Raw genomic sequence first — 23,188 nt, forward strand, 5'->3', positions numbered from 1 at the left:
CCTGTCAGCCGGTCAGAATTGGAAACCGGCCGAAAGCTTGATCGTCCGCGGCGGCCCGTCAAGAGCCAGGTCGTTCTGGTTGCGCAATCCGGTGAGTGCGTCGAACCCGCCGAAGTTGCGATCGTTGAACAGGTTGATGATGTCGAGACGGAAACGCAGGCGCGCTTCGTCGTTGATGAAACCGATCGGCACATATTTGGTGATCGACAGGTCCATCTGACGATAACCCCAACGATCGCCATTCCCCTCGGTCTTCGTCGAAATTGCGTCACGCGACGGCGGCGTGCCGCCCGTTCCCACGGTATTGACGATCGCGCCGAGATATTTGGGCGAAGCGATCTGGAATTTGCCCGACAGCGTCAGCCCCCACGGAATATCGACCGTCCCGGCCATGACGAGGCGATGTTTGCGCACACCCGTCGCGGTGATGTAGCCATAATCGTCCATATTCGGGAAATCGAGGCTGAACACTTCACCGAATTGGCGGTTTTCCTTCGCATCGGTGTAGGTGTAGGTCGCATCAAGGCTCCACGGCGACGCCTGGGTGTAGCGCTTCGTCAGCTTGAGATAAGCCGTATGCGCCTTCGTCTTCAGCCCGTTGTCGCCGAGGATGATCGACCCGAAAGGCGCCGGGGGCGAGCCGAAAGGTGAATCGGGGCTGCCCGTCGGCGGGAAGAAACTGCCATCGGGCCGCCGGTTGCCGAGCAGGTAGACGAAACCGTCCTTGCTCGTGACATAGCTATACCCGACTTCGGCTTCGAGCAGGTTGAAGCGTCCGCGCACGCCAAGGCTGAACTGATCCGAATAAGGCGTCTTCAGGTCATTCTTGATGAAACGCAGCTCGCGCCCTGCCCCCGGCGGCAGGCCGGCGATCAGGTCTGCGCGCCCCTCGGGCGTCAGATAGACGGGATTCCACGCGATGCAGGTGGCGCTGGGGTCACAGACATTGGTTGCATCGCCCGGATTGTTGAAATTGAAGACGCGGTTGGCGAACAGCCCCTGGCGAAGCTCCTGCTGGATAAAGTCGAACTGGGTCCGGTCATAGGACCGGCCATATCCGCCAAAGATCGCGAAACGCCCCTCGTCATCGAGTTCGTAGGTAAAGCCGATACGCGGCTGCCATGCCCCCTTGAATGCCTTTCGCTCCGAACCGGTCGAGATATAGTCGTTGATGTCGTAATCGGCGTTCAGCAGGTTGGTATAGGCCGGGGTCACCGTGCCGTTGGGCGCCGTATACGCTGCCTGTCCGCTGACGAACGCCGCGATCGCCGGGTCGTGCTCATAGTTGAGGAACGCGGGCGTCCGCTCATAATCCCAGCGCAGACCGACATTGACCGTCAACCGGTCGGTGACCTCCCAGTCATCCTGCGCGTAAATGCCGAACTGGAAATTTTTCGACCGGATATTGGGGTCGCCGTCGGTCACCGGGGCGCTGAATTCCATCCGGTAAGGGATGGTGTCGTTGAAGGCGCCGCCCGCGGGATAGAGGGCATTGTAGATGAAGAGCGGATTGACGCCGCCCTGTTCGTTCGTGTTGAGCTTGACCCACTTCGCCTTCACGCCGACCTTGAACGTGTGGCCTTCCAGGCCCGTGTAGGTGAAGTCGTTCGAAACCTGCCAGCCCTTCTGGCCCTTGTCCTGGAAGTTGCGACCAGCGCCGATGCGCAGGATATCGCCGCGCTGCGTCGTCCCCGGAAGCGCCCCGGGCACGGTGGCATTGAACAGCGTCACATTGCCGAACACGGCCGGCCGCGGCCCCCAGGTCACATCCTCATAGGCGACCTTGAAATCATTGACCCACGTATCGGCCGTATGTTCCCAGCGGGCGAGACCACGCCACTCCGCAACCTTCGCAAGTGTGCGCGTATCGTAGGCGCCAATGCCATTGTTGATCTGGACGCCCGTTTCGTCGCGATACTTGCCCGACAATTCGAACAGGTCGCTCGACGTCGGGGTGAAATTGAGCTTCCCGAAGTAGAGATTCTCGTTGAACGTCTCGCTGGCCGTGCCGAAATTGGATTGATATTCGGTCGGGAAAAAGCTGACCGGCAGATTGAGGCCCGGCGTGATCGTGCGCGGTTCGGTGCGGCGCTTGCCTTCATAGGTCACGAAGAAGTGCAGCATATCCTTGATGATCGGCCCGCCCAGCGCGCCGCCGAACTGGATATCGCGGGTCTTGATCTTGGGAATATAGGTCGGGAAATTTTCCGAAGGGGTGCGGTCGCGCAGGCTCTGGTTGGTGAAGTCGATAAAGCCTTCGCCGTGGAATTCGTTGGTGCCCGACTTGGTCACCGCGGTGATCGCAACCGAACTGACCTGGTCATATTCCGCCTTATAGTTCGAACCGATGACGCGATATTCGCCGATCGCGAGCTGCGGGAACGGGTTACCCTGCGTCGAATCCTGGCCAGTAATGCCGTTCTTCAGCACATAATCCTTCTGGCCGACGCCATCGATGAAGATATTGACCGAATTGCTGCCCTGCGCGCCGCCCTGCAGGCGCGACTGGCCGCTGGCGTTGGTGATGAACTGCACACCCGGCGCAAGGTCGGCAAAGGCAAGGAAGTTGCGGTTATTCTGTGGGAGCTGGTCGATCAGGCGTTGCGAGATGGTGGTGCCGACTTCGCCACCTTCCATCGAACGGATGCGGCTGCCGGTGACGATGATCGCGTCGTCGCCACCCTCGGCGATGTCGGGCTGCGAGAAGTCGAAATCGAGCACCGCGCTTTGCGCGACGTTCAGGTTGAATTCGTCGGTTTGACGCTTGCCCTGCGGCGTCGTCAGTTCGAGACGGTAAGTGCCGACGGGCAAGGAAGCAAAGCTGTACCCACCCTTGGCGCCGACAGTCGAGGTACGCGTCAGGCCGGTGTTGACGTTGACCGCAGTCACTTCGGACACGCCGCCCTCGGCTTTCACCGTCCCACGGAGCGATGCACCGGCGACCTGCGCGTGAGCAGGGGTCGCGACGGCTGCCGCAAGCGCCGCTGCGGCGCTACTCCACGCAAGCGCGGCCGCGAGCCTGCGCGCAGACGACTGGCGCGCGGAAACGGTCTGAAAATTATGCGAAAACTTCACAGCATCCTCCCTTATTGCGAACCCCGACTTTTCCTCGCGCTCGTATCCTTCGCCGACCGGCCTTGCCTCCGGTGCAGCGACGAGTCGCGGGAAACCGCGTCGTTGTTTTTTTGATTTGTAACCGGTTTCACGATCACTGTATAGGGGGAAGCGACACAGACGGATGCAATCGGGGACCAGCCCGTTTCCGGCCGAAAATCGGCCAATCCGCGTGACAATGTATAAGCAGACCCGACCGGGAAGGACGAATCATGCCGCCGATGACGCGCAACCTCACACGCCTGACGCTGGCCACCCTGATGGTGGCTGGAACATTTGCCTCCACACCGTTGTTCGCAAAACCTGCCGCAAGCAGCAGTGAGGCGACGGCCGCCGATTCCGCGAGTTGGATGCGCCCTGATCCGAAGATGGATCGCTTCATCGCGGAATTGATGGCGAAGATGACGCTCGACGAGAAGGTCGGGCAGCTATCGCTGCTGACCAGCGACTGGGATTCGACCGGTCCGACGATCCGCCAAGGCTATCAGGACGACATCCGTAAGGGCCGCATCGGGTCGATCTTCAACGCCTTTACCGCCAAATATACGCGCGAGTTGCAGCGACTGGCGGTCGAGGAAACGCGGCTGAAGATTCCGCTGCTCTTCGGATACGACGTCATCCACGGCCACCGCACCATCTTCCCGATCTCGCTTGGCGAATCGGCGAGCTGGGACCTTAAAGCGATTGAAAAGGCTGCACGAATCTCGGCTACGGAAGCCTCGGCCGAAGGCATCCACTGGACCTTCGCGCCGATGGTCGACGTTGCGCGCGACCCGCGCTGGGGCCGCATGTCCGAGGGCGCGGGCGAGGATGTCTATCTCGGCAGCAAGATCGCCGTCGCGCGCGTGCGCGGATTCCAGGGCGACGATCTGAAACGCGTCGACACGATCCTCGCGACCGCCAAGCATTTCGCCGCCTATGGCGCCGCGCAGGCGGGCCGCGATTATCACACGGTCGATATTTCCGAACGCACGCTGCGCGACATCTATCTGCCGCCTTTCAAGGCCGCCGCCGATGCCGGTGCCGCGACCTTCATGACCTCGTTCAACGAATATGACGGCGTGCCCGCGTCGGGCAGCCATTATCTGCTGACCGACGTGCTGCGCGAGAAATGGGGGTTCAAGGGCTTTGTCGTAACCGATTACACGTCGATCAACGAAATGGTCCCGCACGGCTATTCGCGCGACCTGAAACAGGCCGGCGAACAGGCGATCAACGCCGGGGTGGACATGGATCTGCAGGGCGCGGTGTTCATGGACCACCTCGCCAAGTCGGTCGCCGAGGGCAAGGTCGACGTCAAACGCGTCGATGCGGCGGTGAAGGCGATCCTCGAAATGAAATATCGCCTCGGCCTGTTCGAGGATCCCTATCGCTATTCGGACGAGGCGCGCGAAAAGGCGACCATCTATCGCCCTGATTTCCTCGAGGCGGCGCGCGACGTGGCGCGCAAGTCGATCGTGCTCCTGAAGAACAAGGGCAACGCCCTGCCCCTTGCCGCGACCGCGAAATCGATCGCGGTGATCGGCCCGCTCGGCAACAGCAAGGAGGACATGATCGGCAGCTGGTCCGCCGCGGGTGACCGCAAGACCCGCCCCGTCACCCTGCTGGAGGGCATGCAGGCGCGCGCGCCCAAGGGGACGACGGTCGCCTATGCACAGGGCGCGGGCTATCAGTTCGCCGATGCTGGCAAGACCGATGGCTTTGCCGAAGCGATTGCGCTGGCGCAGAAATCGGACGTCATCGTCGCCGCGATGGGCGAGCATTGGAACATGACCGGCGAGGCGGCGAGCCGCACCTCGCTCGACCTGCCGGGCAACCAGCAGGCGTTGCTCGAAGAGCTCAAGAAGACCGGAAAGCCGATCATCCTCGTGCTGATGAGCGGGCGTCCGAACAGCATCGAGTGGGCGGACGCCAATGTCGATGCGATTCTCGAGGCCTGGTATCCGGGCACGATGGGCGGACATGCCATCGCCGATGTGCTCTATGGCGATTACAATCCGTCGGCCAAATTGCCCGTCACCTTCCCGCGCAATGTCGGGCAGGTTCCGATTTATTACGACATGAAGAACACCGGCCGGCCGATCAAGCCCGAGGATCCGAACGCGAAATATGTCTCGCGCTATCTCGATACGCCGAACACGCCGCTCTATCCGTTCGGTTACGGCCTCAGCTACACCAGCTTCGCCTACTCGCCGGTGACGCTCGACAAGGCGAAAATCCGTCCGGGCGAAAAGCTGATCGCGACGGTCACTGTGACCAATAGCGGCGCGCGCGACGGCGAAGAGGTTGTGCAGCTCTACGTCCGCGACCTCGTCGGGTCGGTGACGCGGCCGGTCAAGGAGCTCAAGGGCTTCGAGAAGATCAGCCTCAAGAAGGGAGAGAAACGGACGGTGCGCTTCACGCTCACCGACGCCGACCTGGCCTTCACGCGGCAGGACATGAGCTGGGGTAGCGAACCCGGCGAGTTCAAGCTGTGGGTCGGCCCGTCGTCGGCGGAAGGATCCGAGGCCGCTTTCGAACTGACCGAATAGCGCCGGCCTTGCCGAGGGTGGCGGGGCGGGTTACCCGCGTCCGAGTGAGTCCCGACACGCCACCCCCGCCCTCCGCGCTCGCACCGTTCCGCTATCCGGCGTTTCGGGCGATCTGGATCGCGAACCTCGCGTCGAACATGGGGTCGATGATCCAGTCGGTCGCCGCCGCGTGGCTGATGACCGAACTCACCCAGTCGCACCTGCTGATCGCGCTGGTGCAGGCGGGCGCGACGATCCCGATCATGCTGCTCGGCATCTTCGCCGGCGCAATCGCCGACAATTTCGACCGGCGGCGCGTGATGCTGGCGGCGCAGACCGGAATGCTGATCGTCTCCGCGTTGCTGACCCTCTCGACCTATCTCGATGCGATCAGCCCGCTGACCTTGCTCTTCTTCACGCTCGCGGTCGGGTGCGGGACGGCGCTCAACGGGCCGGCGTGGCAAGCATCGGTGCGGCTGCAGGTTGGACCAAAGGATTTGCCGCAGGCGATCGCGCTCAACACCATCGCCTTCAACCTTGCCCGTAGTGCCGGTCCGGCGCTCGGCGGCATGCTGGTCGCCATTGTCGGCACCGCCGCGGCCTTCGGCCTCAATGCACTAAGCTATCTGGCGCTGATCGTCGTGCTGCTGCGCTGGCACCCCGAGACCGTGCCTCCACGGCGCACGCCGATGCTGACCGCGATCGCCGCCGGCATCCGTTTCTGCGCCCATTCGGACCCGGTACGCCGCGTATTGATCCGTGGCTTTGCTTTCGGCTTCGGTGCGGCGGGGTTCCAGGCGCTCCTGCCGTCGCTCGTCCGCGACCGGCTGCACGGAACCGAGATCATCTATGGCCTGTGCCTTGCCGCCTTTGGCGCGGGGTCGATCGTCGGCGCGCTGTGGGTAGGCGCGGCGCGGCGCCGCTGGGGCAGCGACCGTGTGGTATCCGCCGCCTCGCTCGTCTTCGCCGCTGCGATGCTGCCGGTCGCGCTGACCGCCAGCCTGCCGTGGATCATCGTCGCGGCGTTCGTCGCGGGCGGCGCGTGGGTGTCGACGCTGACGACGCTCAACGTCGCGATGCAACTGCGGTCGCCCGAGGAAATCCTCGGCCGCTGCCTGTCGATCTATCAGGCGGTGACCTTCGGCGCGATGGCGCTTGGCGCCTACACGCTCGGACTGATCGCCGATCTGGCGTCGCTGCCCGCCGCGATCCTCTTCTCGGCCGGCTGGTTGGTCCTGTCGGCTTTGGTGTTGCACTTCGTCGCGCCGATGCCGCGGCGCGACGAAGGCAGGTTGTTACCTTAGTTGCGGGCGACCGTAGCGCGCATAGAGCGTGGGCAGCACGAACAGGGTGAGCAGCGTCGCCGAAATCAGCCCGCCGATGACGACCGTGGCGAGCGGTTTTTGCACCTCGGCCCCCGCCCCCGTCGCGAGCGCCATGGGCACGAAGCCGAGCGAGGCGACGAGCGCGGTCATCACGACCGGCCGCAGCCTTGCGAGTGCCCCCGCCCTTGCCGCGTCGGCGGGCGCCTTGCCCCCGGCGACCAACTGCTGGATCGACGTCACCATCACCAGCCCGTTGAGCACCGCGATGCCCGAGAGCGCGATGAAGCCCACCGCCGCCGAGATCGAGAAGGGCATGCCGCGCAAAGCCAGCGCGAGCGTGCCGCCAACGAGCGCGAGTGGCACGCCGGTAAAGACGATCGCTGCGTCGCGGACGCTACGCAAGGCGCCATAGAGGAGGAACAGGACCAGCGCGAAGCAGGCCGGGACGACGAGCGCGAGCCGGTCGCGCGCCGCCGCGAGATTTTCGAACTGCCCGCCCCATTCGACATATTGGCCCGCGGGCAGGCGCACCTCTTCGCGGATTGCGCTTTGCGCGTCCTCGACCACACTCGCGACGTCGCGACCGCGAACATTCGCCTGCACGACGATCCGCCTTTTGCCATTTTCGCGGCTAATCTGGTTCGGGCCGTCGACCACCACGAGTTCTGCGACGCTTTCGAGCGGGACGAAGCTCCCGCCCGGGGTCGGCACCGGCACCTGTCCCAGCGCCGCGAAGTCGGCGCGAGCGGCGTCCGAGAGCCTGATGGTGACGGCAAAACGCCGGTCGCCCTCGAAGATCACCCCGGCGTCGCGCCCACCGACCGCTGCCGCGACAGTTTCCTGTAGCACCGCAGCCGTGATACCGAGCCCGGCCATCGCGTCGCGGTTCGGCCGAATATCGAGCATCGGCAGGCCTTCGGTCTGCTCGACGCGGACGTCAGTCGCGCCTTCGGTCTTGCGCAAGACCGCAGCGATGCGGTTAGCGGTCGCGGCCATCGCATCGCTGTCGTCGCCGAAGATCTTGACCGCGACGTCGCCGCGCACCCCGGCGATCAGTTCGTTGAAACGCATCTGGATCGGCTGGCTGATCTCGAAGGCGTTGCCGGGCAGGCCGGCGAGCGTCTTTTCGACCTTTGCCGTCAATGCGGCTTTGGATAGTCGCGGGTCGGGCCAGTCCTTGCGCGGTTTCATGATGATGAAGGTGTCGGAAATGTTCGGCGGCATCGGGTCCGATGCGAGTTCCGCCGTGCCCGTTTTCGAAAAGACGAACCTCACCTCGGGTAGCGCGGCGAGAGCGCGTTCGGCGCGGAGCTGCATCGCCTGGCTCTGATCGACCGAGGTACCGGGAACGCGCAGCAATTGAGCGGTAAGATCGCCCTCATCGAGTTGCGGCAGGAACTCCTGTCCCAGCGTGACATAAGCGCCCGCGCCGAGCAGCAACGCAACAAGCGCCGCCAGCATCGTCTTGCGTGGCGTTCCCATCGCGCGATCGAGCCCGGGTTCGTAGCGTGCGCCGAGCCAGCGCATGATCCGCCCTTCCTTTTCCTCGACCGGCTTTGACAGCCAAATGGCGAGCATCGCGGGCACGAAGGTGAGCGACAGGACGAATGCCGCCACCAGCGCGACGATCACCGTCAACGCCATCGGGGTGAAGGTCTTTCCTTCGACCCCCGTGAGCGTCAGCAGCGGGACATAGACGAGGATGATGATCGCTTGACCATAGACCGATGGCCGGATCATCTCGCGCGCCGCCGCCGCGACGACGCCAAGACGCTCGTCGCGATCGAGCGTACGCCCGAGCTGGTGTTGCCGTTCGCCGATGCGTCGCAGGGTATTTTCGACGACGATGACCGCGCCGTCGACGATCAGCCCGAAATCGAGCGCGCCGAGACTCATCAGGTTTGCCGACACGCCGCCCTTGAGCATGCCGAAGCTGGTCAGCAGCATCGTGATCGGGATGACGAGCGCCGCGATCAGCGCCGCGCGAAAATTGCCGAGCAGCAGGAAGAGGATGACGATGACGAGCAGCGCGCCCTCGGTCAGGTTCTTCGCCACGGTGCGGATCGTCGCATCGACGAGCCCCGTGCGGTCGAGCACCGGCTGAATGACGATGTCGGTCGGCAGCGAGGCATTGATCTCCTCAAGCCGGCCGGCGACGCGTCCCGCAACATTGCGGCTGTTCTCGCCGATCCGCATGATCGCGGTGCCGACGACGACCTCGCGGCCATTTTCGGACGCCGATCCCATGCGGATCGCCTGTCCCGTGCGCACGCTGGCGACCTGATCGAGGCGAATCGGCACTCCGCCGCGCGTCGCGATCACCGTCTGCGCGAGTTGCTCCGCGCCGCCGATGCGCGCGTCGGAGCGCACCGCCAGCCCCTCGCCATTGCGGTCGACGACGCCCGCACCGATAGCTTGATTGTTCGCTTCCAGAGCCTCCGCGAGATCGCTCAAGCTTAGTCCAAGTGCAGCCAAGCGCTGCATGTCGGGCACGACCTGATATTGCTTTACATAGCCGCCGATGGTGTCGACACCCGCAAGACCCGGGATCGGTTTGAGCAACGGCGTGACAATCCAGTCCTGCGTCGTCCGCAAATAGGTCGCCTTTTCGGCATCGGTCGTCAGCCGGTCGCCCTCGGGCGTGATATAGCTACCGTCAGGCTGCATTCCCGGTTCGCCGGGCTTGTGCCGGTCATCCTTCCGGTGCTCCATATGAACGGCCCACATGAAGACCTCGCCCAGTCCCGTCGCGATCGGCCCCATTTCGGCGTCGACGCCCTCGGGAAGAGCGCGTTCGGCATCGCGCAGCCGCTCAGCGACCTGTGCGCGCGCGAAATAGATGTCGGTGGTGTCGGTGAAGACCGCAGTCACCTGGGCAAAACCGTTGCGGCTGAGCGAGCGCGTGCTTTCGAGTCCAGGGATGCCAGCGAGCGCGGTTTCGATCGGAAAGGCGACCTGCCGTTCGACCTGTTCGGGCGACAGCGCAGGTGCGCGGGCGCTGATCTGGACCTGATTGTTGGTGATGTCGGGAACGGCGTCGATCGGCAGGCGCGCCAAGGCCCAGGCGCCGATCACGGTGGCGATGGCGGTGACGAGCAGCACGAGCCAGCGCCGCGCGACCGCGAAATTGACGATAGAGGCGATCATGGTCAGTGCCCCCCATGCTCGGCTTCGCCTTTGGCGAGTTCGGCCTTCAGGGTGAAGCTGCCCTCGCCGGCGAGTTCTTCGCGGCCCGACAGGCCAGTGACGGTCGCCATGCCGCCGACGCGCGACGTGACCGTCACGGACATGGCGCGAAAGCCGTTTTTCGTGCGGACGAAGACGCTTGTCCGACCTTCGACCGTCTGGATCGCGCTGGCGGGGACACTCATCGCCTCGCCAGAGGCACCGATCTGCAGGATCGCCGTGACGGGCTCGCCCGGACGCCAGATTCCGCCGTCGTTTTCGAACAGGGCAACCGCGGGGACGAGGCGCGTCGCGGAATCGAGCACGGGCGACACGAACCGGACGCGCGCGGTGGCGCTGCGCGCGTGCGCGCGCACCTCCACCGGCGTGCCAACACGGACGCGCGACGCATCGGCCGGGGTCAGCGACAGATTGATCGCCACGCGGCCGAGATTGGCGACGCGGAACAGTTCGGCATCGGGGGCGACGGTCTGGCCGAGCACGACGCTACGCGCGGTTACCTGCCCGCCGATCGGCGCGACGAAGCCGATGCGGTTGAGCGAACCGCCGCCGACGCCCGCTGCAGACAGCTGCTGTCCAGCAAGGCGCAATGCGATGTTCGCCTCGGTCATCGCGGTGCGCGCGGCAATCAGGTCGCGTTCGGGCGAGACCTTGAGCCCGAACAGCCGTTCCTCGCGCGCCAAGTTCGATCGCGCGAGGTTCGCACGCGCCTGCGCGGCTTCGACCTCGGCGCGCAGCCCGGCGGCATCGCGGCTTTCGATGACCGCGACAACCTCACCGCGGCGGACGGCCTCGCCCAGATTGCGATTGAGCGCGACGATGCGCCCGCCGATTGCGGCTGAGACGACCTGCGTTGCCTGCGGATCGCTCTCGATCGTTGCGGGAAGACTGAGCGTGCCTACGCCTGCTGTCGGGCGGACGAGGGCTATTCCCGCCGCCTCGATTTGCTGCGCAGTCAGCTGGATGACGCCCTCTGCCTCCTGCGCCTTGGCCTTTTCCGCCGGTGCCGCCGGCTGCTCGCCGCAACCGGCCAGAGCAAACGACAGCGCGAGCGGCAGCGCCGCACGACATTTGAACATGGTCTTCATTTGATTTCTCCCTCGGCGGGTAGCCGGGCCGTCAGACGTTCGAGGCGCGCCGCGGCTTCGTGCCAAGCAGCGCGCGCGTCGATTCCGGCGCGGCGGGTGTCGAGCAGGGTCCGTTCGGCATCGAGCAGGATGAGCTGGTCGAACTTGCCCTCCGCATATCCGATCCGCGCGATCCGGGCGGCCTCGGTCGCTGCCGCCACTGCCGGTTCGGCGGCGCGTACCGCCGTGGCGGCGCGGTCGCGGTCCGCCGCGGCTGCCGCAATCGCGCGTTCGGCCTCAAACAGCGCGATACGCTGCTGCGCCTCGGCGCGGTCACGCTGGCGCGCGGCCTGTGTCACCGCCGCCTTGCCGCCGTTGAACAGCGGCAGCGGCACCGAAACGCCGAACACCATCGCCTGATCGTTGCTCGCCTCGAGCCGCCGCGTTCCGGCGGTGAGCGTCAGGTCGGGCGCCCGCTGGCTGCGTGCCATCCGTAGCTCGGCCTCGGCCGACAATGCGTCGGCAGCTGCGGCGACGAACGCCAGCGTCCCGCGGGCGTCGACCGGAGCTGCCGGTCCCTGCCCCCGCATCCCGATGCTGTCGAACCAGCCCTGATCGAGCGCCGATCCGGCGCCGTCGCCGACATATTGCGCCAACGCGGCGCGCGTCGCCATCGCCGTCCGCCGCGTGGTCTCGGCTTCGGTCGTCGCGCGGACCTGTTCCAGCACCGCGCGCTGCTCATCGATCGGCGAATTGGCGCCGACCATGACGCGGTCGCGCGCGATGCGCAGATTCTCGGTCGTGACCGCGACCTGCGCTTCGGCGATTTGGGCGCGACGTCCGGATGCAATCGCTGCCACATAGGCTTCGGTCACAGCCACCCGGCGGTCGGCCTCTGCTATGGCAAGGTCGATCGACGCGCGCCGCACCTTTGCATCGGCAACCGCGACGCGCGCCGATCTTTTCCCGCCGAGTTCGACCGGCATCGCAAAAGCGATAGTGGTGTCGGATTCGTCGAACCCGCGGTACGGCCCGGTACCGAGCGCATTCTCGGTATCGACGCTGACCGACGGGTTGGGGCGGAGCCCGGCGACGGTTCGCCCGGCCTCCGCAGCCCAGACGCCCGCCTGCGCCGCCTGAGTGAGCGGTGTCGCAACGCCGGCATCGGCAAGCGCTTCGTCGAGGGTCAATATATCGCCGCCCGCCGACGCGGGCGAGCTTTGCGCCTGCGCCGGCAAGACGCAGAGCGGCGCGGCCAACATGGCCGCCCATAATGATTTCATGGTGAATTATCCTGAACAAGCCAAAGTCAGCCGCCGGGTGACCGGCAGCGCGGGCTGTTCAGGCGATCGGCGGGCGCAGGTTGGTGTCGGGGATCAGTTGCGGCACGAAATCGGCACCGGCGGCGAAATTCAGGCCATGAAGCGGCAGGTGGGTCGGTGCATCGTGCCCGCCGACAGCGCCCACCTGATGGTGACCATGGCAGCCGCCATGATTGTGCAGCCCCATCTTGTCGGGATCGTTCGCGGGTTCGCCCTGCGTATCGCCGCTATCTTCGGCGCAGATTTCTGCGGTAGCCCACTCGGGCGCTTCGGCTGCATGCGCGACGCTCCCGAACGCGATCGAGAGCGATACCAGCAAGCCGGTCAGGAGGCGCATCAGCGTCTGCATGTCGCGCCTATAGGCGCCGGCGGGCGCAATGTCACGCCGTGTCCCCCGCCGTCTCGATCGTAAAGCGGCTGTTGGACAGTTGCAGTTCGTCGCCGCAATGGCTGCAGGCGGCGACCATGTTGAGGTCATGACCGCACGGGCGATGGGTGAGCAGCAGCGGCGGCCCCCGTTCGTCCGAAAACCATTTGTCGCCCCATTGCAGGAGCGCGAGAAGCACGGGGTAAAGGTCGCGGCCCTTTGCGGTCAGACGATATTCGACGCGATCCGCATGCGCCGAATAGGGCACCGTCTTCAAAATCCCCTGCCGGACCAGGCGTTCGAGGCGCCCGGTCAGGATGTTCGTCGCCATCAGCGTATCGCGCTGGATATCGTCGAAACGGTTGATGCTCGTGAACATCGCGCGGACGACGAGCGTCGCCCAGCGGTCGCCGAACAGTTCGATCATCGTGTCGACAAGCGGGCGTCCTCCCGGCCGCCGCGCGCCGATCTCGCCATTGAAGCGACGGCGTTCATAGTGCGGGACGACCTGCGCAAGCCCCGGCCCCTCGCGCCAGTCGACGTCGCGCGGATCGATCTCGGCGCGGCAATGCGCGCACACGGGCACCGGCTCGGTCGCATGGCCGCACGTCGCGTGGTGGAGCCGGACTTGGAAATCACGGCTGTCGGCCTCCCACTTATGCTGCCAGCGCAGCATCATCAGGGCGTTCGGGAACTGGTCGCGGCCCTTTTGGGTCAGCACATAGTGAAAGCCGCGGCCGGCCTTTTTAGGGACCTTGGCGAGGCAATCCTCTTCGACCAGCTTCTTCAGGCGGCCATTGACCACCGATCGCGCGAGGCCGGTGCGCGCGACGAACTCGTCGAAGCTGTGCGTGCCGAGGAACGCCTGCTCCATCAGCAGCAGAACCGGGACGTCGCCGACGACATCGAGCGCGCGCCAGATCGAACAGGCCCTGATCGTGCGGTCGTGTTTCAAATCAGCCGTCCTCACCTATCCCCGCCCCCTAAACGAAGCCCGGATCACCGGCAAGGCTGGCACCCGCGACAGGAAGGGCGGCCGGAACCGCCCTTCCCGCTGCATCAAAAGCGCCCGGTCAGCTGCACCGCGATCGTGCGCGGCCGGTCGACGATGCCGTTATAGGCATTGCCAGCGTTGCGCGTAATCGTCGTCGCGAGCGGCATCGAACTCGCGGTCTGCAGGATGCGCTGGTTGGTGAGGTTGCGGCCGATCAGCGCCACTTCCCAGCGATCGTCAACCTGCGCGAGCGCGAGCCGCGCGCCGAGCTTCACATAACCGTCCTGATGCGTGCGCGGGTCGAGGTTCGCCGCAGCGATGTAGGAGGAGGAGAAGTCGGCATTGACGTTGAACGCGACCTTCATGTTGCTCGTCACCGGCGTCGTATAGTCGACGTTCAAATTGCCCGACCATTTGGGGCTGAGCGCGTTGCGCTTGCCCGAATAGTCGCAGAAGCCGTTCGCACCCGGCACCTGCAGATAATAGCATTGGCCGTCGGTGAAATTGGTGAATTTGAAGTCGAGATAGGCGACCGCGCCGCTGACCGTCAGCCCGTCGGCGAGCGCCGCGCGGAAGTCGGCCTCGACGCCCTGCGTGCGCGCTTCGGCGGCGTTGCGGACGTTGAAGTTCAGCGTGCCGTCGAAGATATTGACCTGCAGATCCTTATAGTCCGTCCGATAGACCGACAGGTTGAACGCGACATTACGCCCCTTGTATTTCAGCCCCGCCTCGAAATTGTCGGCGCTTTCATCCTCGAACTCGAACGCGCCGGGCTTCGCGACGGTGGTCGACGTGGGCAACGAGTTCGAACGGATATCGAAGCCGCCCGCCTTCGTGCCCTTCGCATAGGAGGCGTAGAGCATCAGATCGTCGGTCGCGTCGAACTGGACATTGACCATCGGGTTGAAGCTGTCCTCGCTGATCTTGCCCGAGATGCTGTGCGCCTCGATGTTGAGCGCGCGAAACACCGCCGCGACGACGGCAGCCGGCGCGGTGCTGAGCGGGCCCTGCACTACGGCGAGCGTGCGGCTGCCGCTCTTTTTTTCATGATTGAAGCGCGCGCCCGCAGTGATGCGGAGCTGGTCGGTGACTGACAATTCGCCCTGCGCAAAACCCGAAATCAAATCCGACTTCTGCGCATAGTCGCGGTCGTTACGCGTGTCGCCGAGCGCGTTGAAAGGCGCGCCGAGCGCGAGGAAGGTCGGGTTGAACAGGGTGAAGTCCTGCACGTCGAGCTTCGCATGCTGGTAATAGACGCCCGCGATATAGTTGAACGTCTCGCCGCCGGGCGAGGTCAGCCGGAGCTCCTGGCTGAACTGGCGATAATCCTCGCGCAGGTTCGTGCCGTCGAGGAAGCTGATCCCTGAAAAGTCGACGTCGACAATCTCGCGCGTCTTGTAGTCGAGCAGCGACGAAACCGAGGTCAGCGTATGCTCGCCGACTTCGAGGTCTGCATTAAGCGTCGCGCCGAACACCTTGTTCTTGCTCTCATAACCATTGTCCTCGCGGACATAATCGGGGTCGGTGCTGACGAAGAACGGCCCCTGGAACACCGTGTTGTAATTGCCGACCGCACCGAACACGTCGCGCGGCTGTCCCTTCATTTCGAAGTCGGCATATTCGAGCTTAAGTTCGGCGGCGAACGGCCCGCCGCGATCGAGTTCGAGCTTGCCGCGGAAATAATATTCGTCGACGTTCGGTTCGTCGCGGTCGAGCTTCTGGTTATAGAAATAGCCGTCCATCGAGCGGTGATAGCCGACGACGCGCGCCTCGACGCCTTCGCTGAGCGGCCCCGAGAGGACGCCGGTGAGCTGGAATTCCTTGTGGTTGAATTCATAGAGGCCGCTGACCGAACCCTCGAATTCGTCGGTCGGGCTGCGCGTCGTGATGTTCACCGCGCCCGCGATCGCATTTTTCCCGAACAGGGTCGGCTGCGGCCCGCGCAGCACCTCGACGCGCTCCATGTCGACGAGCGGCAGGCGCGAAAGCTGGTCGCGGCCGTAATAGACGCCGTCAACGAACATCGCGACCGACTGTTCAAAGCCCTTGTTATCGCCCGACGCGATGCCGCGGATCGCGATACGGTTGGCAATCGCGGTCTGGGTGATCTTGAGGTTCGGGACCGACGACGAAATCTGTTCGAGGTTGGTCTGGCCGTAGCTTTCGACCTGCTTGCCGCTGACCGCCGAGATCGAGATCGGCACGTCGGAGAGCCCCTCGGCGCGCTTTTGCGCGGTGACGATGATTTCTTCGAGGCCGCCCTGATCTTCGGCGGGCGCCGCATCCTGCGCCAATGCGGCGGCGGGGCTGGCAAGCGCCGATGCAGCGAGCAGCGCGATGAAATGCTTTTTCATGAAACTCTCTCCCTCCCACCATCGTCAGGTTTGCCCCGCGATGCTTTTTCTGGCCTTGCGACTCTTATCGTCTTTAAGTATCGTTATGCAAGTCAGATAATTCGGGAGAGCAGAACGGTGCCGAAAAACGGCCTTCCACCAGCATTGACGCGCAATTTGCGCCTGCCGGCGATCGCCGCGCCGATGTTCCTCGTCTCGGGTCCTGAAATGGTAATCGCGGCCTCGCGCTCGGGTTTGATCGGCAGCTTCCCTGCGCCGAATGCACGCACATCGGCGGACCTTGAGGATTGGGTGAGCCGGATCGATGCCGCGCTCTCGAACGATCCCGATGCTGCGCCCTGGGCGGTCAACCTCGTCGTCCATCCCTCGAACAGCCGTCTCGCCGAAGACCTCGCCTGCGTCGTGCGCCACAAGGTGCCGCTGGTGATCACCGCGCTCGGCAGCCCGGCGCGGGTGGCCGCGGAAATCCACAGCTATGGCGGGCTCGTGTTCGCCGACGTCAATTCGGTGGGCTTTGCGCGCAAGGCCGCGGCCGCCGGGGTCGATGGACTGGTGCTCGTCGCCGCGGGCGCCGGCGGGCACACCGGCGCGACCGCAGGCTTCGCCTTCGTCGAGGAGGTCCGGCAGTTCTGGGACGGGCCGCTCGTCCTCGGCGGCGCGATATCGACCGGCCATGCGGTGCGTGCGGCGGAGATTTTGGGCGCGGACCTCGCCTATCTTGGCACGTCGCTGATCGCCTGCGCCGAGAGCATGGCGGTACAGCCCTATAAGGATATGGTCGTCGCGGCGGGCGCGGAGGACATCATACCTTCAAAGGGCATCACCGGTGTGACCGCCAACTGGTTGAAATCGAGCCTGATCGCCGCGGGCTATGACCCCGCGAACATGCCCGAAGACAAGCGCCCGAACTTCTCCGACGCGCAGGACGACGCCAAGGCGTGGAAGAATGTCTGGTCCGCCGGGCAAGGTGTCGGCGCCGTGCGCGGCATCGAACCCGTCGCGGCGATCGTCGACCGCCTTGTTTCCGAATATGATGCCGCCGCCGCGAGGCCGCGCTTTGCTGCCGCCGAAGGAGTCCCCGCATGACCGCCGAACTCGTCGAGACGATCCGCACCACGATCCAGCCGAACGACCACCCCTATATGAAGGACGCGTGGCGCCCGACTTACAATGAGTGGAACGCGATCTTCGCCAATGGCGATGCCGAGGTGATCGGCAACATCCCGACCGACATCGACGGCGTCTATGTCCGCACCGGCGAGAACCAGATTCACGAACCGATCGGCCGCTATCACCCCTTCGACGGCGACGGCTTCATCCACGCGATTTCGTTCAAGGACGGCCGCGCGAGCTATCGCAGCCGTTTCGTGCGCACCAAGGGGTTCGAGGCCGAGAAGGAAGCCGGTCGCTCGCTGTGGGCGGGCCTTATGGAGCCCCCTCATAAATCCACCCGGCATGGCTGGGGAGCGCAGGAGTGGCTGAAGGATTCGAGCTCGACCGATGTCGCGATCCACGCAGGCAAGATCATCTCGACCTTCTATCAGTGCGGCGAAGCCTACCGGCTCGACCCCTTCACGCTCGAACAATATGGCACCGAAAGCTGGGTGCCACTCGACGGCATTTCGGCGCATTGCAAGGTCGACCTCGCGACCGGAGAATTGATGTTTTTCAATTACTCGAAGCACGCGCCTTACATGCATTATGGCGTTGTCGGGGCGGACAATAAGCTTAAGCATTATATCCCCGTCCCGCTTGCTGGGCCGCGCCTGCCGCACGACATGGCGTTCACGAAGAATTACACGATCCTCAACGACATGCCGCTGTACTGGAGCGAGGAACTGCTCGAACGGAACCTGCATGTGGTGCAGTTCCATCCCGACGAAAAGACGCGTTTTGCGATCATCCCGCGCCACGGCCAGCCCGAGGATATCCGCTGGTTCGAAGCCGAGCCGACCTACACGCTCCACTGGCTCAACGCGTGGGAGGAAGGCGACGAGATCATCCTCGACGGCTATTATCAGGAAGAGCCGATGCCGAAGTCCTATCCGAACGCCCCTGAGGGCTTGGAGCGGATGATGGCCTATCTCGATCAGGGCCTCCTGAAGCCGCGCCTCCACCGCTGGCGCTTCAATTTGAAGACCGGTGAGACCACCGAGCAGCGCCTCGACGACCGCGATCTCGAATTCGGCATGTTCAACCACCGCTATGCGGGGAAGCCCTACCGCTACGCCTATAGCGCGATCCCGGAGCCCGGCTGGTTCCTGTTCCGCGGGCTCGTGAAGCACGACCTGAACGCCGGAACGAGTGAGGAATATGAATTCGGCCCCGGCCGCTTCGGCAGCGAGGCGCCCTTCGCGCCGCGCATAAACGCGAAGGACGAGGACGACGGCTATCTCGTCTCCTTCATCGCCGACCTCGAAACCGATCGCTCCGAATGCGTGTTGATCGACGCGAAAAATGTCGCGGCGGGGCCGGTGTGCCGGATCATCCTGCCCGAACGCATCTGTTCGGGCACGCACACCGTCTGGGCAAGCGGCGACGACATCGGCATGGGTCCGAACAGCGTGCTGGCCGCCTGAGATGATCGTCGCGGGAGAGGATAAAAGGCGGCGGCATCGCGACAACGGCTGGTGGGGCGACAAGAGTTTCGCCGACCTGTTCTTCGCCAATGCGGTGGCGCATCCCGAGCGGCTCGCGCTGGTCGATGCGCCGAACCGCGGCGACTTCGCTTTCGGCGAACCGCAGCGGCTGACCTACGCCGAGCTTGAGGCGGAGGTCGACCGGATCGCGGGCGCGCTGATCGTCGCGGGGATCGGCAAGGACGATGTACTGCTCGTCCAGCTTCCGAATATCAGCGAGTTCGTTGCGCTCTATTTTGCGGCGGCGCAGATCGGCGCGATCGTCAGCCCGGCGGCGGTGCAATATCGCAGCCATGAGCTCAAAGGGATGATCGGCGTCGTCGAGCCCAAGGCGTTCGTCTGCGCGACGCAGGTCAAGGGCTGCGACCATGTCGGCGTTGCGCAGCCGCTTCTGGACGGCATCCGGCTGATGACCTTCGGCCCGAATCCGCCCGAGGGCGCGCTCGACCTGTCGACCGTCCGCGGCGACGAGCGGGCCCTCGCCGCGCATGTCGCGGCGAACCCGGTCGACGCCGACGATATCTTCACCATCTGCTGGACCTCGGGCACCACCGGCGTTCCCAAGGGCGTACCGCGCAGCCACAACCACTGGATCGCGGTCGCGGGCGCGGGGTATGAGGCGATGAAGGTCGGGCCGGGCGATATCCTGCTCAACCCCTTCCCGCTCATCAACATGGCGAGCATCGGCGGCATCACCATGTGCTGGCTGACCAGCGCGGGCACCATGGTGCTGCACCATCCGTTCGATCCCGGCATCTATCTCAAGCAGATCGCGACCGAGCGGCCGAGCCTGACGATCGCACCGCCCGCCGTGCTCAACATGCTGCTGCAGAATGAGGCGCTGCTCGCGTCGGTCGACCTCTCCAGCCTGCGCGTCATCGCCTCGGGATCGGCGCCGCTCGCCCCCGCGATGGTGCGCGGTTTCCAGGAGAAGCTGGGCATCATCATCGTCAACGTCTTCGGATCGAACGAGGGGATGAGCTTCATCACCGGCGAGGGCGACATGCCCGATCCCGACAAGCGCGCGAGCCTGTTCCCGCGCCGCGGCACCTATCAGCGCCCCTATGGCGAGGGCCGCGCGCCCAATATCGAAAGCCGGCTCGTGCCGCCGGGCGGCGGCGATGCGATCGAGGCCGACGGCGTCTCGGGCGAATTGCAAATCCGGGGACCGACGCTGTTCGAGGGCTATCATAACGCCCCCGACCGCACAGCCGAAGCCTTTACCGACGACGGCTGGTTCCGCACCGGCGACCTGTTCGAGATCGCCGAGGGGGGCGACTTCTACCGCTTTGTCGGACGCTGCAAGGATCTGATCATCCGAGGCGGCGTGAACATCTCGCCCGAGGAGATCGACCAGTTGCTCGGCGGCCACCCGCTGCTCGCCGAGGCGTGTGTCTTTTCGCTCCCCGATCCGACGATGGGCGAGCGCATCGGCCTCGCCTATGTCCCGCGCGGCGCCGACGACGTCGGGATCGGCGAAGTCGCCGACTATCTGCGCGGCCACGACCTCGCCGTCTTCAAACTGCCCGAACGCCTGTTCCGCTTCGACGCCTTGCCGCGCAACGTCACCAACAAGGTGATGCGCAGCGAAGTACGCGAAATGGCACTCGCAACCCTCGAAAAGGAAGCCTGACATGGCAAAGGACGTCTTCATCCTCGGCGGCGCGCAGACCGACTTTTCGCGCAACCTCGAACGCGAGGGCGGCGGGCTGTTCGAACTGTTCCGCGACGTCGCCGAAGCGGCGTTCGTTGCGACCGGCATCGAACCCAAGGAGGTCGAAACCGCGCATGTCGGCAATTTCGTCGGCGAACTCTTCGCGGGACAAGGCCAGCTCGGCGGTTTCTTCGGTCACGTCCACCCCGACCTCGCGGGCATCCCCGCGTCGCGGCACGAGGCCGCCTGCGCCTCGGGCAGCATCGCGATCCTCGCCGCCGCGGCCGAGATCGAAGCCGAACGCTACGGCCTTGCTCTGGTGCTCGGCATCGAACTGATGCGCAATGTCCCCGGCCAGTGTGCCGCCGAATATCTCGGTGCCGCTGCCTGGGCGGGGCGCGAGGCGCAGGAGGCGCGCTACCTCTGGCCATATATGTTCGCGCGCGTCGCCGAGGAATATGACGAACGCTTCGGCCTCGACCGTGCATATCTGCGCGGCATTTCGGCGAACAATTTCGCCAATGCGAAGAAGAACCCGTACTCGCAGACGCGCGGCTGGGCGATCACGGATGAGCATCTCGGCGAGAATGACGAGGTCAATCCGCTGATCGAAGGGAGCTTGCGCAAGTCCGACTGCGGGCAGGTTACCGACGGCGCCGCCGCGATCTTTCTGGCTTCGGCGGAAGTTGCCGAAGTTTACGCGCAACGTCGGGGGATTTCGATCGACAGCATTCCGCGGATCAAGGGATGGGGGCATGCGACCGCGCCCCTGCTCTATTCGACGAAGGTCGCGGGGAGTAGAGGCCAAGACTTTGTTTTTCCTAGCGTTCGCAAATCGATGATGGACGCGCTGCGCCGTGCCGAGATGCCCGACATCTATGCCTGCGACGGGGTCGAGGTGCATGATTGCTTCTCGATCACCGAATATATGGCGATCGATCATTTCGGTATCACCAAGCCGGGCGAAAGCTGGCGCGCGGTCGAGGACGGGACGATTGCGCTGGGCGGCAAATTGCCGGTCAACCCGTCGGGCGGGCTGATCGGGCTCGGGCATCCCGTAGGTGCCACCGGGGTACGGATGCTGCTCGACGGCTGGCGGCAAGTCACCGGAAACGCGGGCGATTATCAGGTCGAAGGGGCGCGCAACTTCGCGACCTTCAACGTCGGCGGCAGCGCGACGACCGCAGTCAGCTTCGTCGTCGGCACCTGATTTGACCGACGTTTTTATCTACGATGCGGTGCGCACGCCGCGCGGCAAGGCGCGGCCCGATGGTGGGCTTGCCGGGCTGAGTCCGCAGGAACTGGTGCGCCAGCAGGCGGCCGCGCTCGCCGCTCGTTGCGGCGCTATCGCGTCGGCGCCTGACGCGATGCTGCTTGGCTGCGTCACGCAGAGCGGCGCTCAGGGGGGGCATATCGCGATGCTTGCGAAACTCCACGCGGGGCTTCCCGACACCGCGGCGGCGCACAGCATCAACAATTATTGCGCGTCGGGGCTGTCGGCGATCGGTCAGGCGGTGGCGAAGGTCGCGAGCGGCGAAGCCACGCACATCCTCGCGGGCGGCGTTGAATCGATGAGCGCGAGCCCGTTCCTCGGCGACCGCGCGGGCTTTTACGCCAACGACGAACTGCCACCGCACGCGCGCTTCGTGCCGCCGGTGCTCGCTGCCGACCGGCTCGCCCATGTCGAAGGCATCACGCGCGCCGAGCTCGACGCGGTGGCGCTCAGCTCGCAGCAGAAAGCAGCGGCGACCGAAAATGACGCCGCCCTGCAATCCTCGCGCATCGCGACCGGCGCGCTGGCGGGCGAGGAATGCATCCGCCGACAAACCACAGCGGAATCGTTAGCCGCCGCGCCGGCCGCCTTTGGCGAACTGCAGGCGCAATATGCCGGCGCGCTCGAAGGCGCGACCTTCGAACCGCTGCACAGCATCGCCCACGCGCCGCCGATCTGCGACGGCGCGGGGCTGGCGCTGGTCGGCGGCGCAGGGCTGGGCATCGCGCCGCGTGCGCGCGTTGTCGCCTTTGCCGAGAGCGGCGGCGACCCCGCGGCCTCACTGACCGCAGGTTTCGCGGCGATGGACAAGGTGCTGACGCACGCCGGGCTGACGCTGGACGATATGGACCGGATCGAGTTCATGGAGGCGTTTGCCGTCACCATCGCCAAATTCCTGCGCGACCGCGATGCCGATCCGGCGCGCGTCAACGTCAGCGGCGGACACCTTGCAAAGGGGCATCCGATGGGCGCGAGCGGCGCGATCCTGACCTCGACCCTGCTCGACGCGCTCGACGCGTGCGGGGGACGCTACGGACTTGTCGTGCTGACCGGCGCGATGGGCGTCGGTGCGGCGATGATCGTCGAACGCCAATAGCCATTGCGCAAAAGCGCGATTCCGCTATGGGCGGCGCGTGCGGGGCTTGCCTCGCGCATGATCGCGCCGGTGCCCGAAAGGGCTTAAAATGGGAACGCGGTGAAGGGGCTCGTCCTGAACCCCCGAAGCCGAGGCTGTCCCTGCAACTGTAAGCGGCGAGCGAGATGCACCGGTCCGACGCGTTCGGATCAGCCACTGGGGTCACCTGGGAAGGCGTGCATCGAGCCCTGACCCGCGAGCCAGGAGACCTGCCGGCGTGGGTCGCTCAATGCCAAGGTCCAGGGAAA

The 23,188-nt window shown here is 65.0% G+C and carries 14 protein-coding genes and 1 riboswitch; of the genes, 7 read left to right on the plus strand and 7 right to left on the minus strand.

All coding sequences use genetic code 11. The annotated features are described in order from the left end of the window. Positions 1-12: 12 nt before the first annotated feature. Positions 13-3,075, minus strand: a complete 3,063-nt coding sequence (locus GGC65_RS05805) for a TonB-dependent receptor domain-containing protein (protein ID WP_192646290.1) — start codon at positions 3,073-3,075, stop codon at positions 13-15. 251 nt (positions 3,076-3,326) lie between these two features. Here GGC65_RS05805 and bglX point away from each other — a divergent pair, with 251 nt between their 5' ends. Together bglX and GGC65_RS05815 are read left to right on the plus strand one after the other, a co-directional pair. Further along, entirely contained in the window at positions 3,327-5,645 is a 2,319-nt protein-coding gene (gene bglX / locus GGC65_RS05810; protein ID WP_192646291.1) for a beta-glucosidase BglX, read from the plus strand. A gap of 44 nt (positions 5,646-5,689) precedes the next feature. Then, positions 5,690-6,928, plus strand: coding sequence for an MFS transporter (locus GGC65_RS05815; RefSeq protein WP_192646292.1), 1,239 nt, complete (start codon positions 5,690-5,692; stop codon positions 6,926-6,928). On the opposite strand, the gene GGC65_RS05820 is transcribed toward GGC65_RS05815, so the two are convergent. The 6 genes from GGC65_RS05820 to GGC65_RS05845 form a co-directional block, all read right to left on the minus strand. Further along, positions 6,920-10,096 carry an efflux RND transporter permease subunit gene (locus tag GGC65_RS05820; protein WP_192646293.1) on the minus strand — a complete coding sequence of 1,059 codons (3,177 nt, stop codon included), beginning with the start codon at positions 10,094-10,096 and terminating at the stop codon, positions 6,920-6,922. The genes GGC65_RS05815 and GGC65_RS05820 overlap by 9 nt on opposite strands. 2 nt (positions 10,097-10,098) lie before the next feature. Next, a complete protein-coding gene (locus GGC65_RS05825; RefSeq protein ID WP_192646294.1) occupies positions 10,099-11,223 on the minus strand; it encodes an efflux RND transporter periplasmic adaptor subunit in 1,125 nt (374 codons plus the stop codon). Next, positions 11,220-12,485: a TolC family protein gene (locus tag GGC65_RS05830; protein WP_192646295.1), complete on the minus strand. Its 1,266-nt coding sequence runs from the start codon at positions 12,483-12,485 to the stop codon at positions 11,220-11,222. Before GGC65_RS05830 ends, GGC65_RS05825 begins: the two co-directional genes overlap by 4 nt. A gap of 58 nt (positions 12,486-12,543) precedes the next feature. Next, on the minus strand, positions 12,544-12,873 hold the full coding sequence (locus GGC65_RS05835) for a hypothetical protein (RefSeq protein WP_192646296.1): 330 nt from the start codon (positions 12,871-12,873) through the stop codon (positions 12,544-12,546). A gap of 31 nt (positions 12,874-12,904) precedes the next feature. Next, positions 12,905-13,846 carry a winged helix-turn-helix transcriptional regulator gene (locus GGC65_RS05840; protein ID WP_192646297.1) on the minus strand — a complete coding sequence of 314 codons (942 nt, stop codon included), beginning with the start codon at positions 13,844-13,846 and terminating at the stop codon, positions 12,905-12,907. Positions 13,847-13,950: 104 nt separating this feature from the next. Next, positions 13,951-16,239, minus strand: a complete 2,289-nt coding sequence (locus GGC65_RS05845; RefSeq protein WP_192646298.1) for a TonB-dependent receptor — start codon at positions 16,237-16,239, stop codon at positions 13,951-13,953. 117 nt (positions 16,240-16,356) lie between these two features. Here GGC65_RS05845 and GGC65_RS05850 point away from each other — a divergent pair, with 117 nt between their 5' ends. From GGC65_RS05850 to GGC65_RS05870, 5 genes are read left to right on the plus strand one after another with little or no spacing between them, the layout of a single operon-like run. Next, entirely contained in the window at positions 16,357-17,325 is a 969-nt protein-coding gene (locus tag GGC65_RS05850; RefSeq protein WP_192646299.1) for an NAD(P)H-dependent flavin oxidoreductase, read from the plus strand. Beyond that, a complete protein-coding gene (locus tag GGC65_RS05855; RefSeq protein WP_192646300.1) occupies positions 17,322-18,818 on the plus strand; it encodes a carotenoid oxygenase family protein in 1,497 nt (498 codons plus the stop codon). The genes GGC65_RS05850 and GGC65_RS05855 overlap by 4 nt, the downstream gene beginning before the upstream one ends. Position 18,819: 1 nt before the next feature. Next, complete coding sequence (locus GGC65_RS05860) at positions 18,820-20,511, plus strand: class I adenylate-forming enzyme family protein (RefSeq protein WP_192646301.1); 1,692 nt, start codon at positions 18,820-18,822, stop codon at positions 20,509-20,511. A gap of 1 nt (position 20,512) precedes the next feature. Then, the gene (locus tag GGC65_RS05865) at positions 20,513-21,742 is read left to right on the plus strand and encodes an acetyl-CoA acetyltransferase (protein WP_192646302.1); all 1,230 of its coding nucleotides are present in this window, start codon (positions 20,513-20,515) and stop codon (positions 21,740-21,742) included. Between the two features lies 1 nt (position 21,743). Then, complete coding sequence (locus GGC65_RS05870) at positions 21,744-22,901, plus strand: acetyl-CoA C-acyltransferase (RefSeq protein WP_192646303.1); 1,158 nt, start codon at positions 21,744-21,746, stop codon at positions 22,899-22,901. 50 nt (positions 22,902-22,951) lie between these two features. Continuing rightward, a riboswitch (cobalamin riboswitch) is annotated at positions 22,952-23,172 on the plus strand. Positions 23,173-23,188 lie beyond the last annotated feature (16 nt).

Origin of the sequence: Sphingopyxis sp. OAS728, from assembly GCF_014873485.1 — a bacterium.
Classification (GTDB): domain Bacteria; phylum Pseudomonadota; class Alphaproteobacteria; order Sphingomonadales; family Sphingomonadaceae; genus Sphingopyxis.

Coding starts and splice junctions, on each gene's coding strand:
- GGC65_RS05855 (WP_192646300.1), top strand. CDS start 17,322: ATGACCGCCGAACTCGTCGAGACGATCCGCACCACGATCCAGCCGAAC.
- bglX (WP_192646291.1), top strand. CDS start 3,327: ATGCCGCCGATGACGCGCAACCTCACACGCCTGACGCTGGCCACCCTG.
- GGC65_RS05845 (WP_192646298.1), bottom strand. CDS start 16,239: ATGAAAAAGCATTTCATCGCGCTGCTCGCTGCATCGGCGCTTGCCAGC.
- GGC65_RS05865 (WP_192646302.1), top strand. CDS start 20,513: ATGGCAAAGGACGTCTTCATCCTCGGCGGCGCGCAGACCGACTTTTCG.
- GGC65_RS05830 (WP_192646295.1), bottom strand. CDS start 12,485: ATGAAATCATTATGGGCGGCCATGTTGGCCGCGCCGCTCTGCGTCTTG.
- GGC65_RS05820 (WP_192646293.1), bottom strand. CDS start 10,096: ATGATCGCCTCTATCGTCAATTTCGCGGTCGCGCGGCGCTGGCTCGTG.
- GGC65_RS05835 (WP_192646296.1), bottom strand. CDS start 12,873: ATGCAGACGCTGATGCGCCTCCTGACCGGCTTGCTGGTATCGCTCTCG.
- GGC65_RS05860 (WP_192646301.1), top strand. CDS start 18,820: ATGATCGTCGCGGGAGAGGATAAAAGGCGGCGGCATCGCGACAACGGC.
- GGC65_RS05825 (WP_192646294.1), bottom strand. CDS start 11,223: ATGAAGACCATGTTCAAATGTCGTGCGGCGCTGCCGCTCGCGCTGTCG.